At 61.0% G+C, this 17,387-nt stretch carries 15 protein-coding genes; 6 read left to right on the forward strand and 9 right to left on the reverse strand.

Going from position 1 to position 17,387, the window contains the following annotated elements; translation table 11 throughout:
* Positions 1-74 precede the first annotated feature (74 nt).
* The 3 genes from ABNP46_RS15960 to ABNP46_RS15970 all read left to right on the forward strand — a co-directional run bounded on the left by ABNP46_RS15960 (position 75) and on the right by ABNP46_RS15970 (position 3,454).
* Positions 75-1,475, forward strand: a complete 1,401-nt coding sequence (locus tag ABNP46_RS15960) for a TldD/PmbA family protein (RefSeq protein ID WP_349919150.1) — start codon at positions 75-77, stop codon at positions 1,473-1,475.
* Positions 1,475-2,815: a TldD/PmbA family protein gene (locus tag ABNP46_RS15965; protein WP_349919152.1), complete on the forward strand. Its 1,341-nt coding sequence runs from the start codon at positions 1,475-1,477 to the stop codon at positions 2,813-2,815. Before ABNP46_RS15960 ends, ABNP46_RS15965 begins: the two co-directional genes overlap by 1 nt.
* A 345-nt stretch (positions 2,816-3,160) precedes the next feature.
* On the forward strand, positions 3,161-3,454 hold the full coding sequence (locus ABNP46_RS15970) for a type 1 fimbrial protein (RefSeq protein WP_349919154.1): 294 nt from the start codon (positions 3,161-3,163) through the stop codon (positions 3,452-3,454).
* A 75-nt stretch (positions 3,455-3,529) separates the two neighbouring features.
* On the opposite strand, the gene ABNP46_RS15975 is transcribed toward ABNP46_RS15970, so the two are convergent.
* A complete protein-coding gene (locus tag ABNP46_RS15975; RefSeq protein ID WP_349919155.1) occupies positions 3,530-4,456 on the reverse strand; it encodes a L,D-transpeptidase family protein in 927 nt (308 codons plus the stop codon).
* A 453-nt stretch (positions 4,457-4,909) separates the two neighbouring features.
* Between ABNP46_RS15975 and yegQ the strand changes: the two genes are divergently transcribed.
* The gene (yegQ, locus tag ABNP46_RS15980) at positions 4,910-6,274 is read left to right on the forward strand and encodes a tRNA 5-hydroxyuridine modification protein YegQ (protein WP_349919156.1); all 1,365 of its coding nucleotides are present in this window, start codon (positions 4,910-4,912) and stop codon (positions 6,272-6,274) included.
* A gap of 1 nt (position 6,275) precedes the next feature.
* Positions 6,276-6,524 carry a YfhL family 4Fe-4S dicluster ferredoxin gene (locus ABNP46_RS15985; RefSeq protein WP_349919157.1) on the forward strand — a complete coding sequence of 83 codons (249 nt, stop codon included), beginning with the start codon at positions 6,276-6,278 and terminating at the stop codon, positions 6,522-6,524.
* Between the two features lie 123 nt (positions 6,525-6,647).
* On the opposite strand, the gene ABNP46_RS15990 is transcribed toward ABNP46_RS15985, so the two are convergent.
* On the reverse strand, positions 6,648-7,040 hold the full coding sequence (locus ABNP46_RS15990) for a DUF1090 domain-containing protein (protein ID WP_349919158.1): 393 nt from the start codon (positions 7,038-7,040) through the stop codon (positions 6,648-6,650).
* Between the two features lie 162 nt (positions 7,041-7,202).
* Between ABNP46_RS15990 and ABNP46_RS15995 the strand changes: the two genes are divergently transcribed.
* A complete protein-coding gene (locus tag ABNP46_RS15995) occupies positions 7,203-7,556 on the forward strand; it encodes a DsrE/DsrF/TusD sulfur relay family protein (RefSeq protein WP_349919159.1) in 354 nt (117 codons plus the stop codon).
* Positions 7,557-7,559: 3 nt separating this feature from the next.
* On the opposite strand, the gene ABNP46_RS16000 is transcribed toward ABNP46_RS15995, so the two are convergent.
* From ABNP46_RS16000 to nusA, 7 genes are all read right to left on the reverse strand, one after another.
* Positions 7,560-8,771: an MDR family MFS transporter gene (locus tag ABNP46_RS16000; RefSeq protein WP_349919160.1), complete on the reverse strand. Its 1,212-nt coding sequence runs from the start codon at positions 8,769-8,771 to the stop codon at positions 7,560-7,562.
* Positions 8,772-8,925: 154 nt separating this feature from the next.
* Entirely contained in the window at positions 8,926-11,061 is a 2,136-nt protein-coding gene (pnp, locus tag ABNP46_RS16005) for a polyribonucleotide nucleotidyltransferase (RefSeq protein WP_349919161.1), read from the reverse strand.
* A 180-nt stretch (positions 11,062-11,241) separates the two neighbouring features.
* Entirely contained in the window at positions 11,242-11,511 is a 270-nt protein-coding gene (gene rpsO / locus ABNP46_RS16010) for a 30S ribosomal protein S15 (RefSeq protein WP_100861224.1), read from the reverse strand.
* Between the two features lie 206 nt (positions 11,512-11,717).
* Entirely contained in the window at positions 11,718-12,668 is a 951-nt protein-coding gene (gene truB, locus ABNP46_RS16015) for a tRNA pseudouridine(55) synthase TruB (protein ID WP_349919162.1), read from the reverse strand.
* A 1-nt stretch (position 12,669) separates the two neighbouring features.
* Positions 12,670-13,104: a 30S ribosome-binding factor RbfA gene (rbfA, locus tag ABNP46_RS16020; RefSeq protein WP_100861222.1), complete on the reverse strand. Its 435-nt coding sequence runs from the start codon at positions 13,102-13,104 to the stop codon at positions 12,670-12,672.
* Positions 13,105-13,159: 55 nt separating this feature from the next.
* A complete protein-coding gene (gene infB, locus ABNP46_RS16025) occupies positions 13,160-15,862 on the reverse strand; it encodes a translation initiation factor IF-2 (protein ID WP_349919164.1) in 2,703 nt (900 codons plus the stop codon).
* Positions 15,863-15,882: 20 nt separating this feature from the next.
* On the reverse strand, positions 15,883-17,385 hold the full coding sequence (gene nusA, locus ABNP46_RS16030; protein ID WP_349919165.1) for a transcription termination factor NusA: 1,503 nt from the start codon (positions 17,383-17,385) through the stop codon (positions 15,883-15,885).
* Between the last annotated feature and the right edge of the window lie 2 nt (positions 17,386-17,387).

A 17,387-nucleotide genomic window follows, 5' to 3' on the forward strand; every position in this document is an offset into this window, starting at 1 on the left:
GCAGGCGACGCTCCATAACAATCCCAACCAGAGCGTCGGAAGCAAACAGGAAACAGACCAGAAAAGGATATTCTATGACGCCATTCTCCCTGTTGGCCCCCGCCATCGCCCGTGACGTGCTCGATCACGCCCTGGCGCTGGGTGCCGACTTCGCCGAGCTGTTCGTGGAGCGCAAGCGCCGCAGCCAGCTCAGCCTGCTCTCCAGCCAGATCGAAGCCATCAGCGGTGGCCTCGATTTCGGTATCGGGGTGCGCCTGTGTTACGGCCACAAGGTGCTCTATGGCTACACCAACCTGGCCGATCGCAGCGAACTGCTGCGCATCGTCAGCCTCCTGGCGGCCAAGGACAGGCGGGATCCCGTGGTGACCGCCACCGCCTTTGATTTCATCCGTCTGAATGATCGTAATCCGGTGGCCCTGCCCCTGTCGGCCGACAAGCAGCTGGAGCAGAAGATCGCCTACCTCCATGCCATGGATGCCGCCGCCCGCGCCGAGAGTGCTAAGGTGAGCCAGTTCTCCGGCAGCACCCTTGGCTGGGAGCAGGAGGTGGAGATCTTCAACAGCGAAGGCTTGCAGGTGAGCGATCGTCGCCACTACAACCGCATCACCGCCCAGACCATCGCCCTGGATGGCGGTGAGCAGAGCGTGGGCTATGAAGCCCCTGGCGCCATGATGGGCTGGGAGCATGCCGCCCTCATCGATCCCCGGGAACTGGCCCTCTCTTCCACCCGCCAGGCGCTGGTGAAACTTGGCGCGGCGCCCTGCCCGAGCGGCAACCTGCCGGTCATTCTGGAGAGCGGCTTTGGCGGCGTCATCTTCCATGAAGCGTGCGGTCACCTGCTGGAGACCACCTCGGTGGCCAAGAAGGCCTCTGTATTCCACGACAAGATGGGCCAACTCATCGCCAACCCCGTGGTCAACGCGGTGGATGAAGGGCTGCAGGGCAACGCCTGGGGCTCCATCAACGTCGATGACGAGGGGATGGCGGTTCAGCATACCCAGCTCATCAAGGACGGCGTGCTCACCGGTTTTCTGGTGGACAGAATGGGGGCCCTCAAGACCGGCTATGCCCGCACCGGCTCAGGTCGGCGCGAGTCCTACCGCTTCGCGCCGGCGTCGCGCATGCGCAACACCTACATAGAGGCGGGCCACCACAGCCTGGATGAGATGCTGGCGAGCGTGGAGCACGGCATCTATGCCAGACGCATGGGAGGCGGTTCGGTGCAACCGGGCACCGGCGAATTCAACTTCAACGTTCAGGAGGCCTACCTCATCGAGAAGGGCAAGGTCACCCGTCCCCTCAAGTCGGCGACCCTGATCGGCACGGGCCCGCAAGTTCTGCAGGAGATCTCCATGGTGGGCCGGGATTTGGCCATCTCGGCCGGCATGTGCGGTTCCGTCTCGGGCTCCATCCCCGCCTCCGTCGGCCAGCCGCCGCTCAAGGTCGACAACATTCTGGTGGGAGGTAACGCCTGATGAGCACCATCGACATGACACCATTGCTCCACCGCCTGCTGGACAAGGTCGCAGACCTTGGCGCCGAGGCAGACATCATCGCCAATCAGGACAAAGCCTTCTCCCTCAAGGCGGACAAAGGTGAGCTCAGCGAATACAAGGTCACCAGCAGCCAGCAACTCGGCATTCGTCTCATCAAAGATGGTCGGGTCGGCCTCGCCTACTCCGAATCTCTGGATGAATCGGCGCTGGATGCCATGGTGCAGGATGCCCTCGATGCCTGCCGTTTCGCCAAGGTAGATCCGGATCAGCGCATCTCGGTGCAGGGAAGCCGTCTTAGCACGGATTGTCCCGAGATTTATCAACCAGACAACACCCCGGTGGAAGAGAAGATTGCCCTGGCCCTGCGCCTCGAGTCAGACATCCTGGCCCTGCCGGATGTGACCGGCGCCCCTTACAACAGCGTCTATGAAGGGGAGAGCCAGCTCTGGCTCGCCAACAGCCTGGGCACCCTCTGCCAGCACAAGGAGTTCAGCGTCGGCTGCTACAGCTCGGCCCTGATCGAGCGCGATGGCCGCCACTCGATGCACTATCAGGGGCAGCAGGCCCGCCGCTTCGATGAGCTGAACCCGGGTGCCCTCGTCACCCAGATCCATGCCATGGCCGCTGACCTTCTGCCCGGTGAAGCCGTGCCAAGCGGTCGCTACAGCGCGATCTTCACGCTCGACTGCCTGGCCAGCCTGTTTGGCTGCTTCCAGGCGGCGCTCTCGGGCAAGTGGGCCCAGCAGGGGATCAACCCCTGGCGTGGCAAGCTCGGCCAGAGCGTGGCCTCCCGCTGGCTCACCCTGGAGAGCCGGGTCCATATGCCGGAAGGCATGCGGATCAAGGGCTTCGACGGAGAAGGCACGCCGACCCAGGACGTGCTGCTCATCGGTGAGGGGGAACTCAAGACCCTGCTGCACAACAGCGCCAGCGCCCACCACTTCGGCGTGGCCAGCAATGGCGCGGCGGCCCGCAGTGCTCGCGGCGCACTGGATGTGGCCCCTCGCCATCTGGTATTCGGTCTCGGCCCCCACACGCAGGCCGAGGTCAAGGCAGGTGAATACCTGGAACTGGTCAAGCTGGATGGTCTGCACTCCGGCGCCGATGCGGTGAGCGGCGACTTCTCGTTTGGTGCCTCTGGCTTCCTGTGCCGGGACGGTGAGCGGATACAGCCAGTGCGGGGCATCACGGTGGCGGGCAACTTCTACCGCCTGCTGGGCGATCTGGAGGCGGTCGACGATGTGCTCCATCACGATGATGGCAAGGGCTTCTATGCTCCCCTGATCCGCTTCGGCGGCCTCAGCATCGCAGGCAAATGACCCGGGAAGAGGTGCTGTTGCGCGTCGCTATCGGCCTGCCTGGACGACCTTCGCATCCCCTCCCCGATATGAATGCGGCGCCATCAGGCGCCGCTTTTCATGAACCATTTTCTGCCCACAACACGCAACCCGGCCCCTTGCGTATTGCAATGTCGGCATCATGACCCCTCCCCCCCTTTATTTCCTCTGCTCAGGCGACTGACGCCAGACGGCCCTCGGCACTGGCAACCCGAAAGCCATCCAGAAAAATTGTGCTCTTGTCATCCCCCCAGGTGGTCGATAACGACCTTGATGACACTGCAATGCGCAGCGTCCTACAAACAGGCAAGAGATCGGGAGATCACCATGAAAGCCACCACCATGACCCTCACCCTTGTCGCATTGGGAGGCTTGCCAACACTGTCGGCCTCGGCGGCCAACGGTGGTCAGCTGACGATCAGGGGCGCCATCGTGGCAGCAAGCTGCGACGCCAGTCAGCAAAGAGAGAGCATGCAAGTCACCTGCGACTCGGGCACACAGTCGGTCAACCTGACACAACTGGCGCAGGAGCCCTCCCGCGACCTGACCCGGGTGCAACTCATCCACCAATGGATTGACCCACAACACACCAGAGCCATCATCACCCTCAACCACAACTAAACGACCGTCAGCCATGGCTGAAAACAACAACGGCGACCCTGGGGTCGCCGTTGTTGTGTTAACTGCCTTGCCGGATCAGGCCTCGGGATTGAGGCGGGTCGGCAAGCCGCTGCGCTGTTCCAGTACCTGTTTGACCAGGTTGGAGTCGCTGTCGGCGTGAGCGATGAAGCGGGTGATGGCCGGGGTCATGGGGAGCGGCACGGAGGCGGTGGAGTTGAACTCCGCCTCGGTACGGGACAGGGGCTCATGCACTTCCATGTAACGACCGCCATCCGGCTCGACGGTGGATTTGACCGGCTGGTTCACGAACTGGACACGGGTACCGACCGGTACCTTGTCGAACAGGTACTTGATGTCATCGGCGCGCAGACGCACGCAGCCGCTGCTCACCCGCAGACCGATGCCGAAGGTGGCGTTGGTGCCGTGGATGGCGTACAGGTTGCCGATGTAGAGGGCGTGCAGACCCATGGGGTTGTCCGGGCCGGCCGGCCAGACCGCGGGCAGGGTCTTGCCCTGGGCGGCGTAACGGCGACGAATGTTCTCGGTCGGGGTCCAGGTCGGGTTGGCGCGCTTGCGCTCCACCTTGGTGATCCAGTTCTCCGGGGTATTCACCCCCAACTGGCCGATACCGATGGGCAGCACCTGCACCACGTTCTGACCTTTCGGGTAGTAGTAGAGACGCATCTCGGCCACGTTGATGACGATCCCTTCGCGGGGCGCATTCGGCAGGATCAGCTGATGGGGGATGATCAGCTTGCTGCCCGGGGTCGGCAGATAGGGATCCACGCCCGGGTTGGCTTCCATGATGTTGGTCAGGCCCAGCTGGAAGTCGGAGGCGATCTGCTCCAGCGGACGGTTGTCCGCAGGCACCACGTACTCCTGGTTTTCTCCGATCAGGCGGCTGTTGGCGGCGGGCAGCACGTATTCAACGGCGGCGGCCTGCTGGCTGACCAGGGTCAGAGTACAAAAAAGGGCCGAAGCGGCAATGCGAAGGGGATTCATAAAATTCCTGTGTAGTTCCTGTACCTGTGGGCCTGAGACCATGTTGTCCTCGGTGGGCCTGGCTGCGCGTTGCCTGCGCTCGAGACCAATCACCGAGCGCGCATTCTTTCCCGAGTCGGCCAAAATTTCAACTTGAAGCGGTGGCTTTTTCACGGAAAAGATCCATTCTCCAGTCAACTCTCGGTTACGCAGCGCCTTCGATACCCTAACATCGCCAGTCTGAGCGTAAAATGAACAGCAATGTGACCTTGAAATACCCGCTCAAATTGCATGATGGGCCGGTGGCGAGTACAATCTCGCACCCTTTATATCGGGAGTATCGAACCATTTCGTGCTCCGGGTGAACCGTCGTCGGAGGCTGTGCGTCGAGTCTGGTCGCGCAGTGCCGATGAACCTATACGACGCCATCAGGTGGCGCCGTCCTGATTTGCAATCAGATACGAAGAGTCCAACATGTTCAAACCAGAATTGCTCTCCCCCGCCGGGACCCTCAAGAATATGCGTTACGCCTACGCCTATGGTGCCGACGCCGTCTATGCGGGCCAGCCGCGCTACAGCCTGCGGGTACGCAACAACGAATTCGATCACGAAAACCTGCAGCTTGGCATCAACGAGGCCCACGCCCTCGGCAAGCAGTTCTACGTGGTGGCCAACATCCAGCCCCACAACTCCAAGTTGAAGACCTTCATCCGCGACATGCGCCCCGTGGTGGACATGAAGCCGGATGCGCTGATCATGTCCGACCCCGGTCTCATCATGATGATGCGCGAAGCCTTCCCGGACATGCCCATTCACCTGTCGGTGCAGGCCAACGCGGTCAACTGGGCCACGGTGAAATTCTGGCATCAGATGGGGCTGACCCGCGCCATCCTCTCCCGCGAGCTCTCCCTGGACGAGATCGAGGAGATCCGCATGCAGGTGCCGGAGATGGAACTGGAAGTCTTCGTCCACGGCGCCCTGTGCATGGCCTACTCCGGTCGCTGCCTGCTCTCCGGCTACATCAACAAGCGCGACCCCAACCAGGGTACCTGCACCAACTCCTGCCGCTGGGAGTACAAGGTGCACGAGGGCAAAGAGGACGAAGTGGGCCAGATCGTTCACCGTCAGGAGCCTATTGCCGTGCAGAAGGTCGACCCGACCCTGGGCGCCGGCAAGCCCACCGACGCCCTGGTGCTGCTGGAGGAGTCCAACCGCCCCGGTGAGTTCATGACCGCGTTCGAGGACGAGCACGGCACCTACATCATGAACTCCAAGGACTTGCGCGCCGTCGAGCACGTGGAGCGCCTGACCAAGATGGGCGTGCATTCGCTCAAGATCGAAGGCCGGACCAAATCCTTCTACTACTGCGCCCGCACCGCCCAGGTCTATCGCAAGGCCATCGATGATGCCGTTGCCGGTCGTCCGTTCGATCCGACCCTGATGGGCACCCTCGAGAACCTGGCCCACCGCGGCTACACCGAGGGCTTCCTGCGTCGCCACAACCACAGCGAGTACCAGAACTACGACTACGGCTACTCCGTCTCCGACACCCAGCAGTTTGTCGGCGAGATCACCGGTCGCAACGGCGACATGGTGGAAGTGGAGGTGAAGAACAAGTTCCTGGTGGGCAACAGCCTGGAGCTGATGACCCCGCAGGGCAACCTCAGCTTCAACCTGGAGCAGATGCAGAACCGCAAGGGCGAGCTCATCGATACAGCGCCGGGCAACGGTCACGTGGTCTATGTGCCGGTGCCCAAAGAGGTCGACATCAACTACGGCATCCTGCTGCGCAACCTCGGCGAGCGCCAGGACACCCGTCAGCCCCACTCGGCTGCCTGAGATGGCCCTGCTCATCACCAGCAAATGCATCAACTGTGACATGTGCGATCCCGAGTGCCCGAACCAGGCCATCACCCTGGGGGCCAAGATCTACGAGATAGATCCGGATCGCTGCACCGAATGCGTCGGTCACTATGAGAAGCCGACCTGCATCAGCGTCTGCCCCATCGACTGCATCATCTGGGATCCCGCCCATGTGGAGACGGAAGATCAGTTGCTGGACAAGTTCGTCCGGATGCACAGGCAGTAACGAGGCGGCAGATCCGCTGCCGGGCATCCTAGACAGGATGTTCTGGCACTCCTCACCAGGATCTGCAGTGTCACCATAGAAAAAGCCGGGCATGCCCGGCTTTTTCTATTGCGCTGCTCACCCTCAGGGCTTGATCAATTTCTGCAACGCCTCGAGTTCACGCTGGCCTTCCAGCAGCTCAGCCTGGGATTCTTCCAGCTTGACCTGCTTCTTGGCGATCTTGTCCGGCTTGCCAGATACCCGCGCACTCTGCAGATCCGCCAGCCGCTCTTCCACTTCTTCTTTCTGATCCGCGACCTTCCGCTGCTGCTCCTCGACAAGCTTGGCATCGGTGCAGTGGGCCTCAATATTGCGCAGGGCCTGCTCAAGCCCGGCCACCTGATCGGCATTGTTGTGGGCCTTGGCGATCACGAGTTGCTCCGACACCGCCTGATGCTTGGCCTTGCAACCGATGTTTTCACTGCCATAGGCCTGTCCGGCCAACAGTAATATGCCAATCCCGGCAACTTTCAACATAACAACCTCATAGTGCTTTCATACTGGATGGCCGCCCATGAGACCTCACTCATGCCACCAGGTCAAGTCAACCCCCTCTGGGTTACGACAGAGTTTTGCACCAGGTCATGCTGAGCGAATCCGTCTGGCGCTACAATGAGGCTTTTCCCTGTGGAGAGACCCATGAAGCAGCAAGTCGTCATCATCGCCAACGGCGCCCCCTACGGCAGCGAATCCCTGTTCAACGCCCTGCGCCTGGGGATCGCCCTCAACGAACAAGGCGGTGTCGTGTTGAAGCTGTTCCTGATGTCCGATGCCGTCAGCGCGGCGCTGGCAGGCCAGGCACCGGCCGAAGGTTACAACCTGCGCCAGATGCTGGAGATCCTGTTGGCACAGGGTACCCTCATCCGGCTGTGCAAGACCTGCACCGATGCCCGTGGCATCAGCCCCCTCCCCCTCATCGAGGGCATCGAGATAGGCACTCTGCCCCTGCTGGCCCAGTGGACCCTGGCAGCCGACAAGGTGCTGACCTTCTAACTTCTAGGTCTCGGCCCGGATCCGGGCCGCTCGCGGCGCCCGGGTGCCCCATCCATAGAGTTGCAGGATGGCCAGACACAGCAGGGCCATCACACCGTAAAGCAAGCTGCCTCCCCAGTGGGTCAGGATCCAGCCCCCCAGCAGGGCCCCGATGGCGATCCCGAGTCCGGACATGGAGGCCGCCCCGAAGTAACTGCCCTTGAGGTGCTCCGGTGCCATCTGATCGACCAGCACGTTGAGCAGCGGGAAAAGAATGCACTCGCCGATGCTGAGCAGGATCACCGCGACAATCCAGTGCCACCAGATGGCGGTATCCCCGAGGGCGAATTGCAGCTGGGCACCGAGGAAGAAGGCCACCCCGAGCTGCAACCGCCGCTTGATGGACCAGCTGGCCGTCAGGTGCAGCAGGGGGAATTGCAGTATCACTATGGTCAGCGCATTGGTCGCGACCAGCCAGCCGATGAGGTGTTCCACCTCCGGGGTCCCCGCCCGCGTCAGGTACTGGATGAGGGGTGACTCGAACTGGGCATAGACCAGCATCAGCAGCAGGTTGGCCAGGGTCAGCAACAGAAAGCCCCGATCCAGCCAGAGCACCCGCAGTACGGCACGCATGTCGGGGCCGGCGGCGCGGCTCGCCTGACACCCCGCCAACCGGAAGCCGACGATGAAGATGAGACCGAGCAGCAGATAGCTGGCGCTGAGCAGCAGGAAGGTCTCCTGGCGCGCACTCAGGCCATAGCTGACCCCGAGCAAGGGACCGATGGCCGCCCCCAGGTTCAGCAGGAAATAGCGCAGATGCAACGCCAGTTCCCGCGCCTTGGGCTCGGCCAGGCTATCGGCCATCAAGGCCTTGCCCGGCGAGTCGATGAGACCATAGGAGAGACCGCTGCCGATCACCCCGAACGCCAGCCAGAATACCTGATGGGAGAGCCCGAGCAGCGCGACGCTCAGGGCGGAGACCAGACAGCCGAACAGCAGGATGTTGCGCCGTCCCCATTTGTCCGACAGCCAGCCGCCATAGAAGCTGACCAGGGTGGAGAGCGCCGCCGTCGCCCCCAGGATGAGGCCGATCAGGGTCGCCGAGAGGCCGTAGTCACGGTAGAGCAGGATGGAGAGGAAGGGCCAGACCATGAAGAAGGTGGTGCGCACCATGAAGGTGCCCAGGATGACGATCCAGACCAGAGGAGTAAATTGCCTGAGATAGGCCCATGACATACTGCAATTCCTTTTGACAGCGAGGCGGGGAATCGTCCCTTATAACAAGTGGCGCCGAAAGGAACAATGCCCTTTGTCGACGGAACATCACTGCGATGCCATGACGCATAAAAAAAGCCGACCCAGGGGTCGGCTTTTTCATTCTGCTGCGGCCTTATTCGGCGGCAGGTGCCTCGACGGCTTCGGCTGCCGGTGCGGCGGCTTCGGTCGGTGCGTTCGCTTCCTTGATGGAGAGGCGCACGCGGCCCTGACGATCCACTTCCAGTACCTTCACCTTCACCACGTCACCGATCTTCAGGAAGTCGGCCACGTTCTGCACGCGGGCATCGGTGATCTGGGAGATGTGTACCAGACCGTCTTTACCCGGCAGGATGTTGACGAAGGCGCCGAAGTCGGCTAGACGCACGACCTTGCCTTCGTAGATGCGGTTCACTTCGATCTCGGCGGTGATGGCCTCGATGCGACGGATTGCTTCCTTGGCGGCATCGTTGTCAACGGCGGAGATGCGGACGGTACCGTCATCATCCAGCTCGATGTTGGTGCCGGTCTCTTCGGTCAGGGCGCGGATCACGGAACCACCCTTGCCGATCACGTCCTTGATCTTCTCAGGATTGATCTTGATGGTGTGGATGCGCGGGGCGAAATCGGAGATCTCGGCACGCGGCGCCTGGATGGCTTCGTCCATCACCTTCAGGATGTGCAGGCGAGCGCCACGGGCTTGCTTGAGGGCAATCTCCATGATCTCTTTGGTGATGCCTTCGATCTTGATATCCATCTGCAGGGCGGTCACACCCTCGGTGGTACCGGCAACCTTGAAGTCCATGTCACCCAGGTGGTCTTCGTCACCCAGGATGTCGGACAGCACGACGAAGCCCTCTTCTTCCTTCACCAGACCCATGGCGATACCGGCGACGGAGGCCTTGATCGGCACACCGGCATCCATCAGCGCCAGGGAGGAACCACAGACAGAAGCCATGGAGGAGGAACCGTTGGATTCGGTGATTTCAGAAACCACACGCACCACGTACGGGAACTCGGCGGCGCTCGGCATTACGGCAGCAACGCCGCGCTTGGCCAGACGGCCGTGACCGATTTCGCGACGCTTGGGGCTGCCCATCATGCCGGTCTCACCGACACAGTACGGCGGGAAGTTGTAGTGCAGCATGAAGCGGTCGGCACGGTGGCCGGACAGCTCGTCGATGTTCTGGGCGTCACGCTCGGTACCCAGGGTCGCAACCACGATGGCCTGAGTCTCACCACGGGTGAACAGGGCGGAACCGTGGGCGCGCGGCAGGATGCCGGTACCAACGGACAGGGCGCGGATCATCTCCGGATCGCGGCCATCGATGCGCGGCTCGCCACGGACCACACGGCCACGGACGATGCGGCTTTCCAGGCTGTGGAACTCTTCGCCGATCTTCTTGGCATCTTCTTCCACGCCGGAGGCGATGACTTGCTCGACCACACGGGCCTTGATGGCACCGATGGCTTCGTAGCGCACGGCCTTCTCGGTGATGCGGTAGGCTTCGCCCAGCTCGGCAGAGGCCAGTTCGGCCACCTTGGCTTTCAGGGCTTCGTTGACGGCAGGCGCAGTCCAGGCCCAGGGCTTGGTGCCGACTTCGGCGGCGAATTCGTTGATGGCGTTGATGACGGTCTGCATCTGATCGTGACCGTAGACAACGGCGCCCAGCATGGTCTCTTCAGACAGGATGGCCGCTTCGGATTCCACCATCAGCACCGCATTGGCGGTACCGGCAACCACCAGATCCAGATCGCTCTCTGGCAGTTCCTTGGTGGTCGGGTTCAGCACATACTGACCGTTCATGTAACCCACGCGGGCTGCGCCGATGGGACCGCCGAACGGGATGCCGGAGATGGCCAGGGCCGCGGAGGCACCGATCATGGCGACGATGTCCGGGGAAACCAGCGGATTCACGGACATGACGGTGGCAACCACCTGAACCTCATTGAGGAAGCCTTCCGGGAACAGCGGGCGAATAGGACGGTCGATCAGACGGGAGATCAGGGTCTCGCCTTCACTCGGACGACCTTCACGACGGAAGAAACCACCCGGGATACGACCAGCAGCATAGGTACGCTCCTGATAGTTGACGGTCAGCGGGAAGAAATCACGGCCGTGGTCGGCCTCTTTCTTGCCGACAACGGTCACAAATACGCAGGTATCGTCCATGCTGACCATGACGGCCGCAGTGGCTTGACGGGCCATCACACCGGTTTCCAGGGTAACGGTGTGTTGACCGTACTGGAATGACTTTACAATAGGATTCACGTGAATTTCCTTTTTACAATTTGGCGCTTTAAATTCGCGTGCAAGTATACTTGATTCGAATCAAAAGGTAAGCGGAGAGACAAATTCTGTGAGGCAGGCAACGGCTTGCGGCACCTGAAAATCAGGCAAGAAAAAAGGGGAACCCTGAGGTTCCCCTTTTTCGCGAAATCTGATGGTCGATTAACGACGCAGACCCAGCTTGGCGATCAGAGCAGCGTAACGCTGAACGTCTTTACGCTTCAGGTAGTCCAGCAGCTTACGACGCTGGGAAACCATGCGCAGCAGACCGCGACGACCGTGGTGATCCTTCGCGTGCTCCTTGAAGTGACCTTGCAGATGGTTGATCTGGGCAGTCAGCAGGGCAACCTGCACTTCGGGGGAGCCAGTGTCGTTGGCAGCGCGGGCGTTGTCAGCAACGATGGAAGCTTTGATCTCAGCATTTAGAGACATGGTATTACTCCAGTAGAGAGTTTAAAGGTTCACAGCCGATCTCTAATTCAGCCATGAAATGAGGGCGGTATCATAATCGCACCCGCTCGCTTTCGCAACGAGAAAGCGCGGCAAGCAGCAAGATGGATGCCTGCCAGCCGCCGATACCGCCTGAACCCGGTTCACGGCCTGTCGTCAGACCCTGAACCGGTGTTGAGGGTCAAGAATCACTCTTCGTCGTGGTAGCGCACCAGACGCTTGGGCGCCACGCGACCGTCGTCGTCGATTTCACCCACTCCGATGAACTCGCGCTCCGGACCCACCGTCATGCGGACCTGACCGCTCTGCGGCGCGCCTGCGACCTGCACGGCCTGGCCCTGGTTCACATAGGCGGCAACCGCGGCCAGCATGTTCACCTCGGGCAGGGACGCCACGGCGGTATCCATCGGCAGCAGCAGGGGATCGAGCTGTTCACGCGGAGGAATGCTCTCGGTCTTGGCCTGCTCGAAGATGCACTCGAGCTGATCCAGGGTCAGCATCCGATCATAGGGATAGGTTGCAACCTGGGTACGGCGCAACTGGGTGACGTGCGCGCCACAACCCAGCACCTCGCCAAGGTCATCCACCAGGGAGCGGATGTAGGTCCCCTTGCTGCAATGCACCTCGAGGCGCACCTCATCCCCTTCGAAGCTCAGCAACTTGAGCTCGAAGACGGTGATGGGGCGGGCTTCGCGCTCGATCTCGATGCCTTCACGGGCGTACTCGTAGAGCGGACGACCGTTGTGCTTGAGCGCGGAATACATGGACGGCACCTGCATGATGGGGCCGCGGAACTGGTCCAGCGCCTCGATCAGGGTACCCACGGCCACGTTCACCGGACGAGTGGAGACCACTTCGCCGTCGGAGTCGCTGGTGTTGGTGCGCTCGCCGAGCTTGGCAGTCACCTCATAGCGCTTGTCCGCCTCCAGCAGATACTGGGAGAACTTGGTCGCCTCACCCAGGCAGATCGGCAGCATGCCGGTCGCCAGGGGGTCCAGGGCACCGGTGTGGCCGGCCTTGGCGGCATTGTAGATGCGCTTGACCTTCTGCAACACATCGTTGGAGGTCAGGCCGGTGGGTTTGTCCAGCAGCAGGATACCGTGTACGTCACGGCCCTTGAAACGACGTCTTCGAGACATCTCAGGCTTTGTCCTCAGTAGTATCATCCGGTGCGGCTTCGTCTTCGTCACGGCCGGCTTCGGTCATGCGACGCTTGTCTTCACGCACAGTGTTGGTCACCAGGTTGGAGAGGCGCATCCCCTCGACCAGGGTCTGGTCGTAGTAGAAACGCAGCTCCGGCACCACCCGCAGACGCATGGCGCTACCCAGCAGGCTGCGGATGTAGCCGGCGGCTTCGGTCAGGCCCTTGAGCCCTTCCGCGATGCGCTCGGCGTCATTCTCCAGCTGCAGGAAGGTGACGTAAATCTTGGCATAGTTCAGGTCCTTGGACACTTCCACATCGGAAACGGTCACCATGCCGATACGCGGGTCTTTCACCTCGCGCTGCAGGATCAGCGCGATTTCACGCTGGATCTGCTGCCCGACCCGACGGGTCCGGCTGAATTCTCTGGCCATATTCTATCCTGCGATAAAAGGGGGCCGTGGCCCCCTATTTTGATTCACGCTCGGCTTACAGAGTCCGCTGGATTTCAACGGTCTCGTAAACTTCGATCTGGTCGCCTTCGCGTACGTCGTTGTAGTTCTTGACCGCGATACCACACTCGTAACCGTTGCGGACCTCGTTGACGTCATCCTTGAAGCGACGCAGGGATTCCAGCTCGCCTTCATAGATAACCACGTTGTCACGCAGAACGCGAATACGGTTGGAACGCTTGACCACACCCTCGGTGACCATACAGCCGGCAACGGCGCCGAACTTCGGTGACTTAAAGACGCTACGCACTTCAGCCAGACCGATGATCTCCTGACGATACTCAGGGGCCAGCATGCCGCTCATGGCCTGCTTCACTTCGTCGATCAGGTCATAGATGACGGAGTAGTAACGCAGATCCAGGCTCTCGGCATCGATGACCTTGCGCGCGGAGGCGTCGGCACGAACGTTGAAGCCCACCAGGATGGCGCTGGAAGCGGCAGCCAGGGTCGCATCGGTTTCGGTGATACCACCCACGCCGGAGCCCACGATCTTGACCTTGACCTCGTCGGTGGAGAGCTTGACCAGCGCATCGCAGATCGCTTCCACGGAACCCTGCACGTCGGCCTTGATCACCACGTTCACTTCGGACACTTCGCCCTCGGTCATGTTGGCGAACATGTTCTCCAGCTTGGCCTTCTGCTGGCGAGCCAGCTTGACTTCGCGGAACTTGCCCTGACGATAGAGCGCCACTTCACGGGCTTTCTTCTCGTCACGCACGACGGTGGCTTCGTCACCGGCAGAGGGAACGCCGGACAGGCCGAGGATTTCCACCGGCAGGGACGGACCCGCTTCCTTGATCTCGCGACCCAGTTCGTCACGCATGGCGCGGACACGACCGTATTCCAGACCGCACAAGACGATGTCGCCCTGGCGCAGGGTACCTTCTTGTACCAGTACGGTGGCAACCGGACCACGACCCTTGTCCAGGAAGGACTCGATAACGACGCCGTTGGCCATGCCATCGAACACCGCTTTCAGCTCCAGAACTTCGGCCTGGATCAGGATGGCTTCCAGCAGCTCATCGATGCCCTCGCCAGACTTGGCGGAGACATGGACGAACTGGCAATCGCCACCCCAGTCTTCAGACATGACGTTGTAACGGGCCAGCTCGGTCTTGACGCGATCCGGATCTGCTTCCGGCTTGTCGATCTTGTTGACCGCGACCACCAGGGGCACACCGGCCGCCTTGGCGTGCTGGATGGCTTCGATGGTCTGCGGCATGACGCCGTCATCGGCTGCCACGACCAGTACCACGATATCGGTCGCCTGGGCACCACGAGCACGCATGGAGGTAAAGGCTGCGTGACCCGGAGTATCCAGGAAGGTGATCATGCCGCTTTCGGTTTCGACGTGATAAGCACCGATATGCTGGGTAATGCCACCGGCTTCCCCTGCGGCGACCTTGGCTTTGCGGATGTAATCCAGCAGCGAGGTCTTGCCGTGGTCAACGTGACCCATGATGGTCACGACCGGCGCGCGCGGCTTGGCTTCGGAGGTCTCGTCACGATCGGACAGTACCGCCTCTTCCAGCTCGTTCTCACGGCGCAGCACCACCTTGTGGCCCATCTCCTCGGCAACCAGCTGAGCGGTTTCCTGGTCGATGACCTGGTTGATGGTGGCCATGGCACCCATCTTCATCATCACCTTGATGACTTCGACGCCCTTGACGGCCATCTTGTTGGCCAGCTCGGCCACAGTGATGGTTTCACCGATCACCACGTCGCGGTTCACCACGGCAGCCGGCTTGTTGAAGCCGTGCTTCATGGCGTTGGGCATGGCAACCTTGCCACGCTTGCCCTTGCGAGCGCGCGGGTCACGGGAGTTGCGATCGTTACGATCGTCGTCACGGCGACCGACTTTCTTCGGTCCCTTGGCGGCGGCGGCGGTACGACGGCTGGTCTCTTCTTTGCGATCCAACTCATCCTCAGCCGCTTGCGCGTGCTTGTTGGTGGTCAGATGGTAGTCGCTGCTCTCTTTGGCACGAGCGGCTTCTTCCTCGGCCCAACGGCCGGCATTCTGTTCCGCCATGATGCGAGCCTCTTCGGCTTTCTTGGCGGCGAGTTCTTCAGCCTTGGTCAAGGCTGCCTGTTCTTGCTGGCGCTTCAGTTCTTCTGCTTCGCGCTTGGCCATCTTTTCTGCCTCTTGCTGAGCTGTGCTAACGGCTGCTTTGACGGGCTGTTGAGCCCGTCCGGCCTTCTGTTGTGCCTCGATCCGCGCCTTTTCCTCAGCTTCACGACGAGCCTGCTCAGCCTCACGGCGAGCCTTCTCCTCAGCCTCGCGACGAGCCTTCTCTTCGGCCTCGTGGCGAGCTTTTTCTTCTGCTTCCAAACGCGCTTTTTCCTCGGCTTCCGCCTGACGCTGTTCATCTTCCAGCGCCGAGCGTTTTACATAGGTGCGAGTCTTGCGTACTTCTACCTGCACTTCTTTGTTCTTGCCGCCAGTCCCCTGAACACTCAGGGTGCTCTTGGTCTTGCGCTGCAAGGTCATGCGGGCAGGCGCGGTGATCTCGTCACCTCCATGCTGTTTCTTCAGATGAGCCAGCAGAGTCTGTTTCTCAGACTCGCTGATCATGTCGTCGGCCTTGCTCTTAACGATACCGGCATCGGCGAACTGCTGGAGAAGACGATCAACCGGCGTGTCGATGTCACTGGCAAGTTGTTTGACTGATACTTCTGCCATTCATTTTCCTCCGTTTGATCTTAACTAGACTGCTCTTCTCCGAACCAACAGATATTGCGAGCAGCCATAATCAACTCACCTGCCTTCTCGGCGGTCAGCTCTTCAATGTCGGCAAGGTCATCAATACCTTGCTCTGCCAAATCTTCCAGGGTACCCACACCGCGAGCCGCCAGGGCATAGGCCAGATCACGGCTCAGGCCGGCCAGATTGAGCAGGTCTTCGGACGGCTCGACGCCTTCGAAGGACTCTTCTTTGGCCAGGGCCTTGGTGGTCAACACATCCTTGGCACGCTTGCGCAGCTCTTCGACCATGTCTTCATCCAGACCGTCGATGGCCAGCAGCTCGTTGACCGGGACGAAGGCGATCTCTTCCAGAGTGGAGAAACCTTCTTCCATCAGCAGGCTGGCGAAATCGTCGTCGATGTCGAGAGCGCTGGTGAACAGGGTCAGGATGCGATCGTTCTCGGCCTGGTGCTTGGCACGCATGTCCTCGACGGTCATGACGTTCAGCTCCCAACCGGTCAGCTGGGAGGCCAGACGCACGTTCTGACCGTTGCGACCGATGGCCTGGGCCAGGTTCGCGGCTTCCACGGCGATGTCCATGGTGTGGTTGTCTTCATCGACGATGATGGAGGCCACATCGGCAGGCGCCATGGCATTGATCACGTATTGAGCGGGGTTGTCATCGTACAGCACGATGTCGGCACGCTCACCGCTCAGCTCGGCAGAGACGGCTTGCACGCGGGCACCGCGCATGCCGATGCAGGCGCCGATCGGGTCGATGCGACGATCGTTGGTCTTGACCGCGATCTTGGCGCGGGAACCCGGGTCACGGGCGGCGCCCATGATTTCGATCATCTCTTCACCGATCTCCGGCACTTCGATGCGGAACAGCTCTTTGAGGAAGTCCGGGCTGGAACGGCTGACGAACAGCTGGGAGCCACGGGCCTCCGGGCGGACGGCATAGAGCAGACCACGGATGCGGTCGCCCGGACGGAAAGTCTCGCGCGGCAGCATGTCGTCACGGAAGATCACCGCCTCGGCATTGCTGCCCAAGTCCAGGATCACGTTGTCACGGTTGCTCTTCTTGACCACACCGCTGATGATGGTGCCTTCCTTGTCCTTGAACTGGTCAACGACTTGGGAGCGCTCGGCTTCGCGCACTTTCTGCACGATGACCTGCTTGGCGGTCTGGGTGGTGATACGGTCGAAGGTGACAGAGTCAATCTGGTCTTCTACGTACTCGCCGATCTGGATTTCCGGCTGCTCAATCTGAGCGGCTTCCAGGGTGATCTCGGCGTAGGGGTTCTCCATCGCGGCCTGATCGGCGATGACGACCCAACGGCGATAGGTGTCGTAGTCACCGGTCTTGCGATCGATCTCGACACGAACTTCAATCTCGCCTTCGTACTTTTTCTTGGTCGCAGTCGCCAGCGCCGTCTCCAGAGCCTGGAAAATCTTCTCACGGGGAACCGCTTTCTCGTTGGACACAGCGTCAACGACCAGCAAAATCTCTTTATTCATAT

The sequence above is a fragment of the Aeromonas veronii genome, from assembly GCF_040215105.1.
Classification (GTDB): domain Bacteria; phylum Pseudomonadota; class Gammaproteobacteria; order Enterobacterales; family Aeromonadaceae; genus Aeromonas; species Aeromonas veronii_G.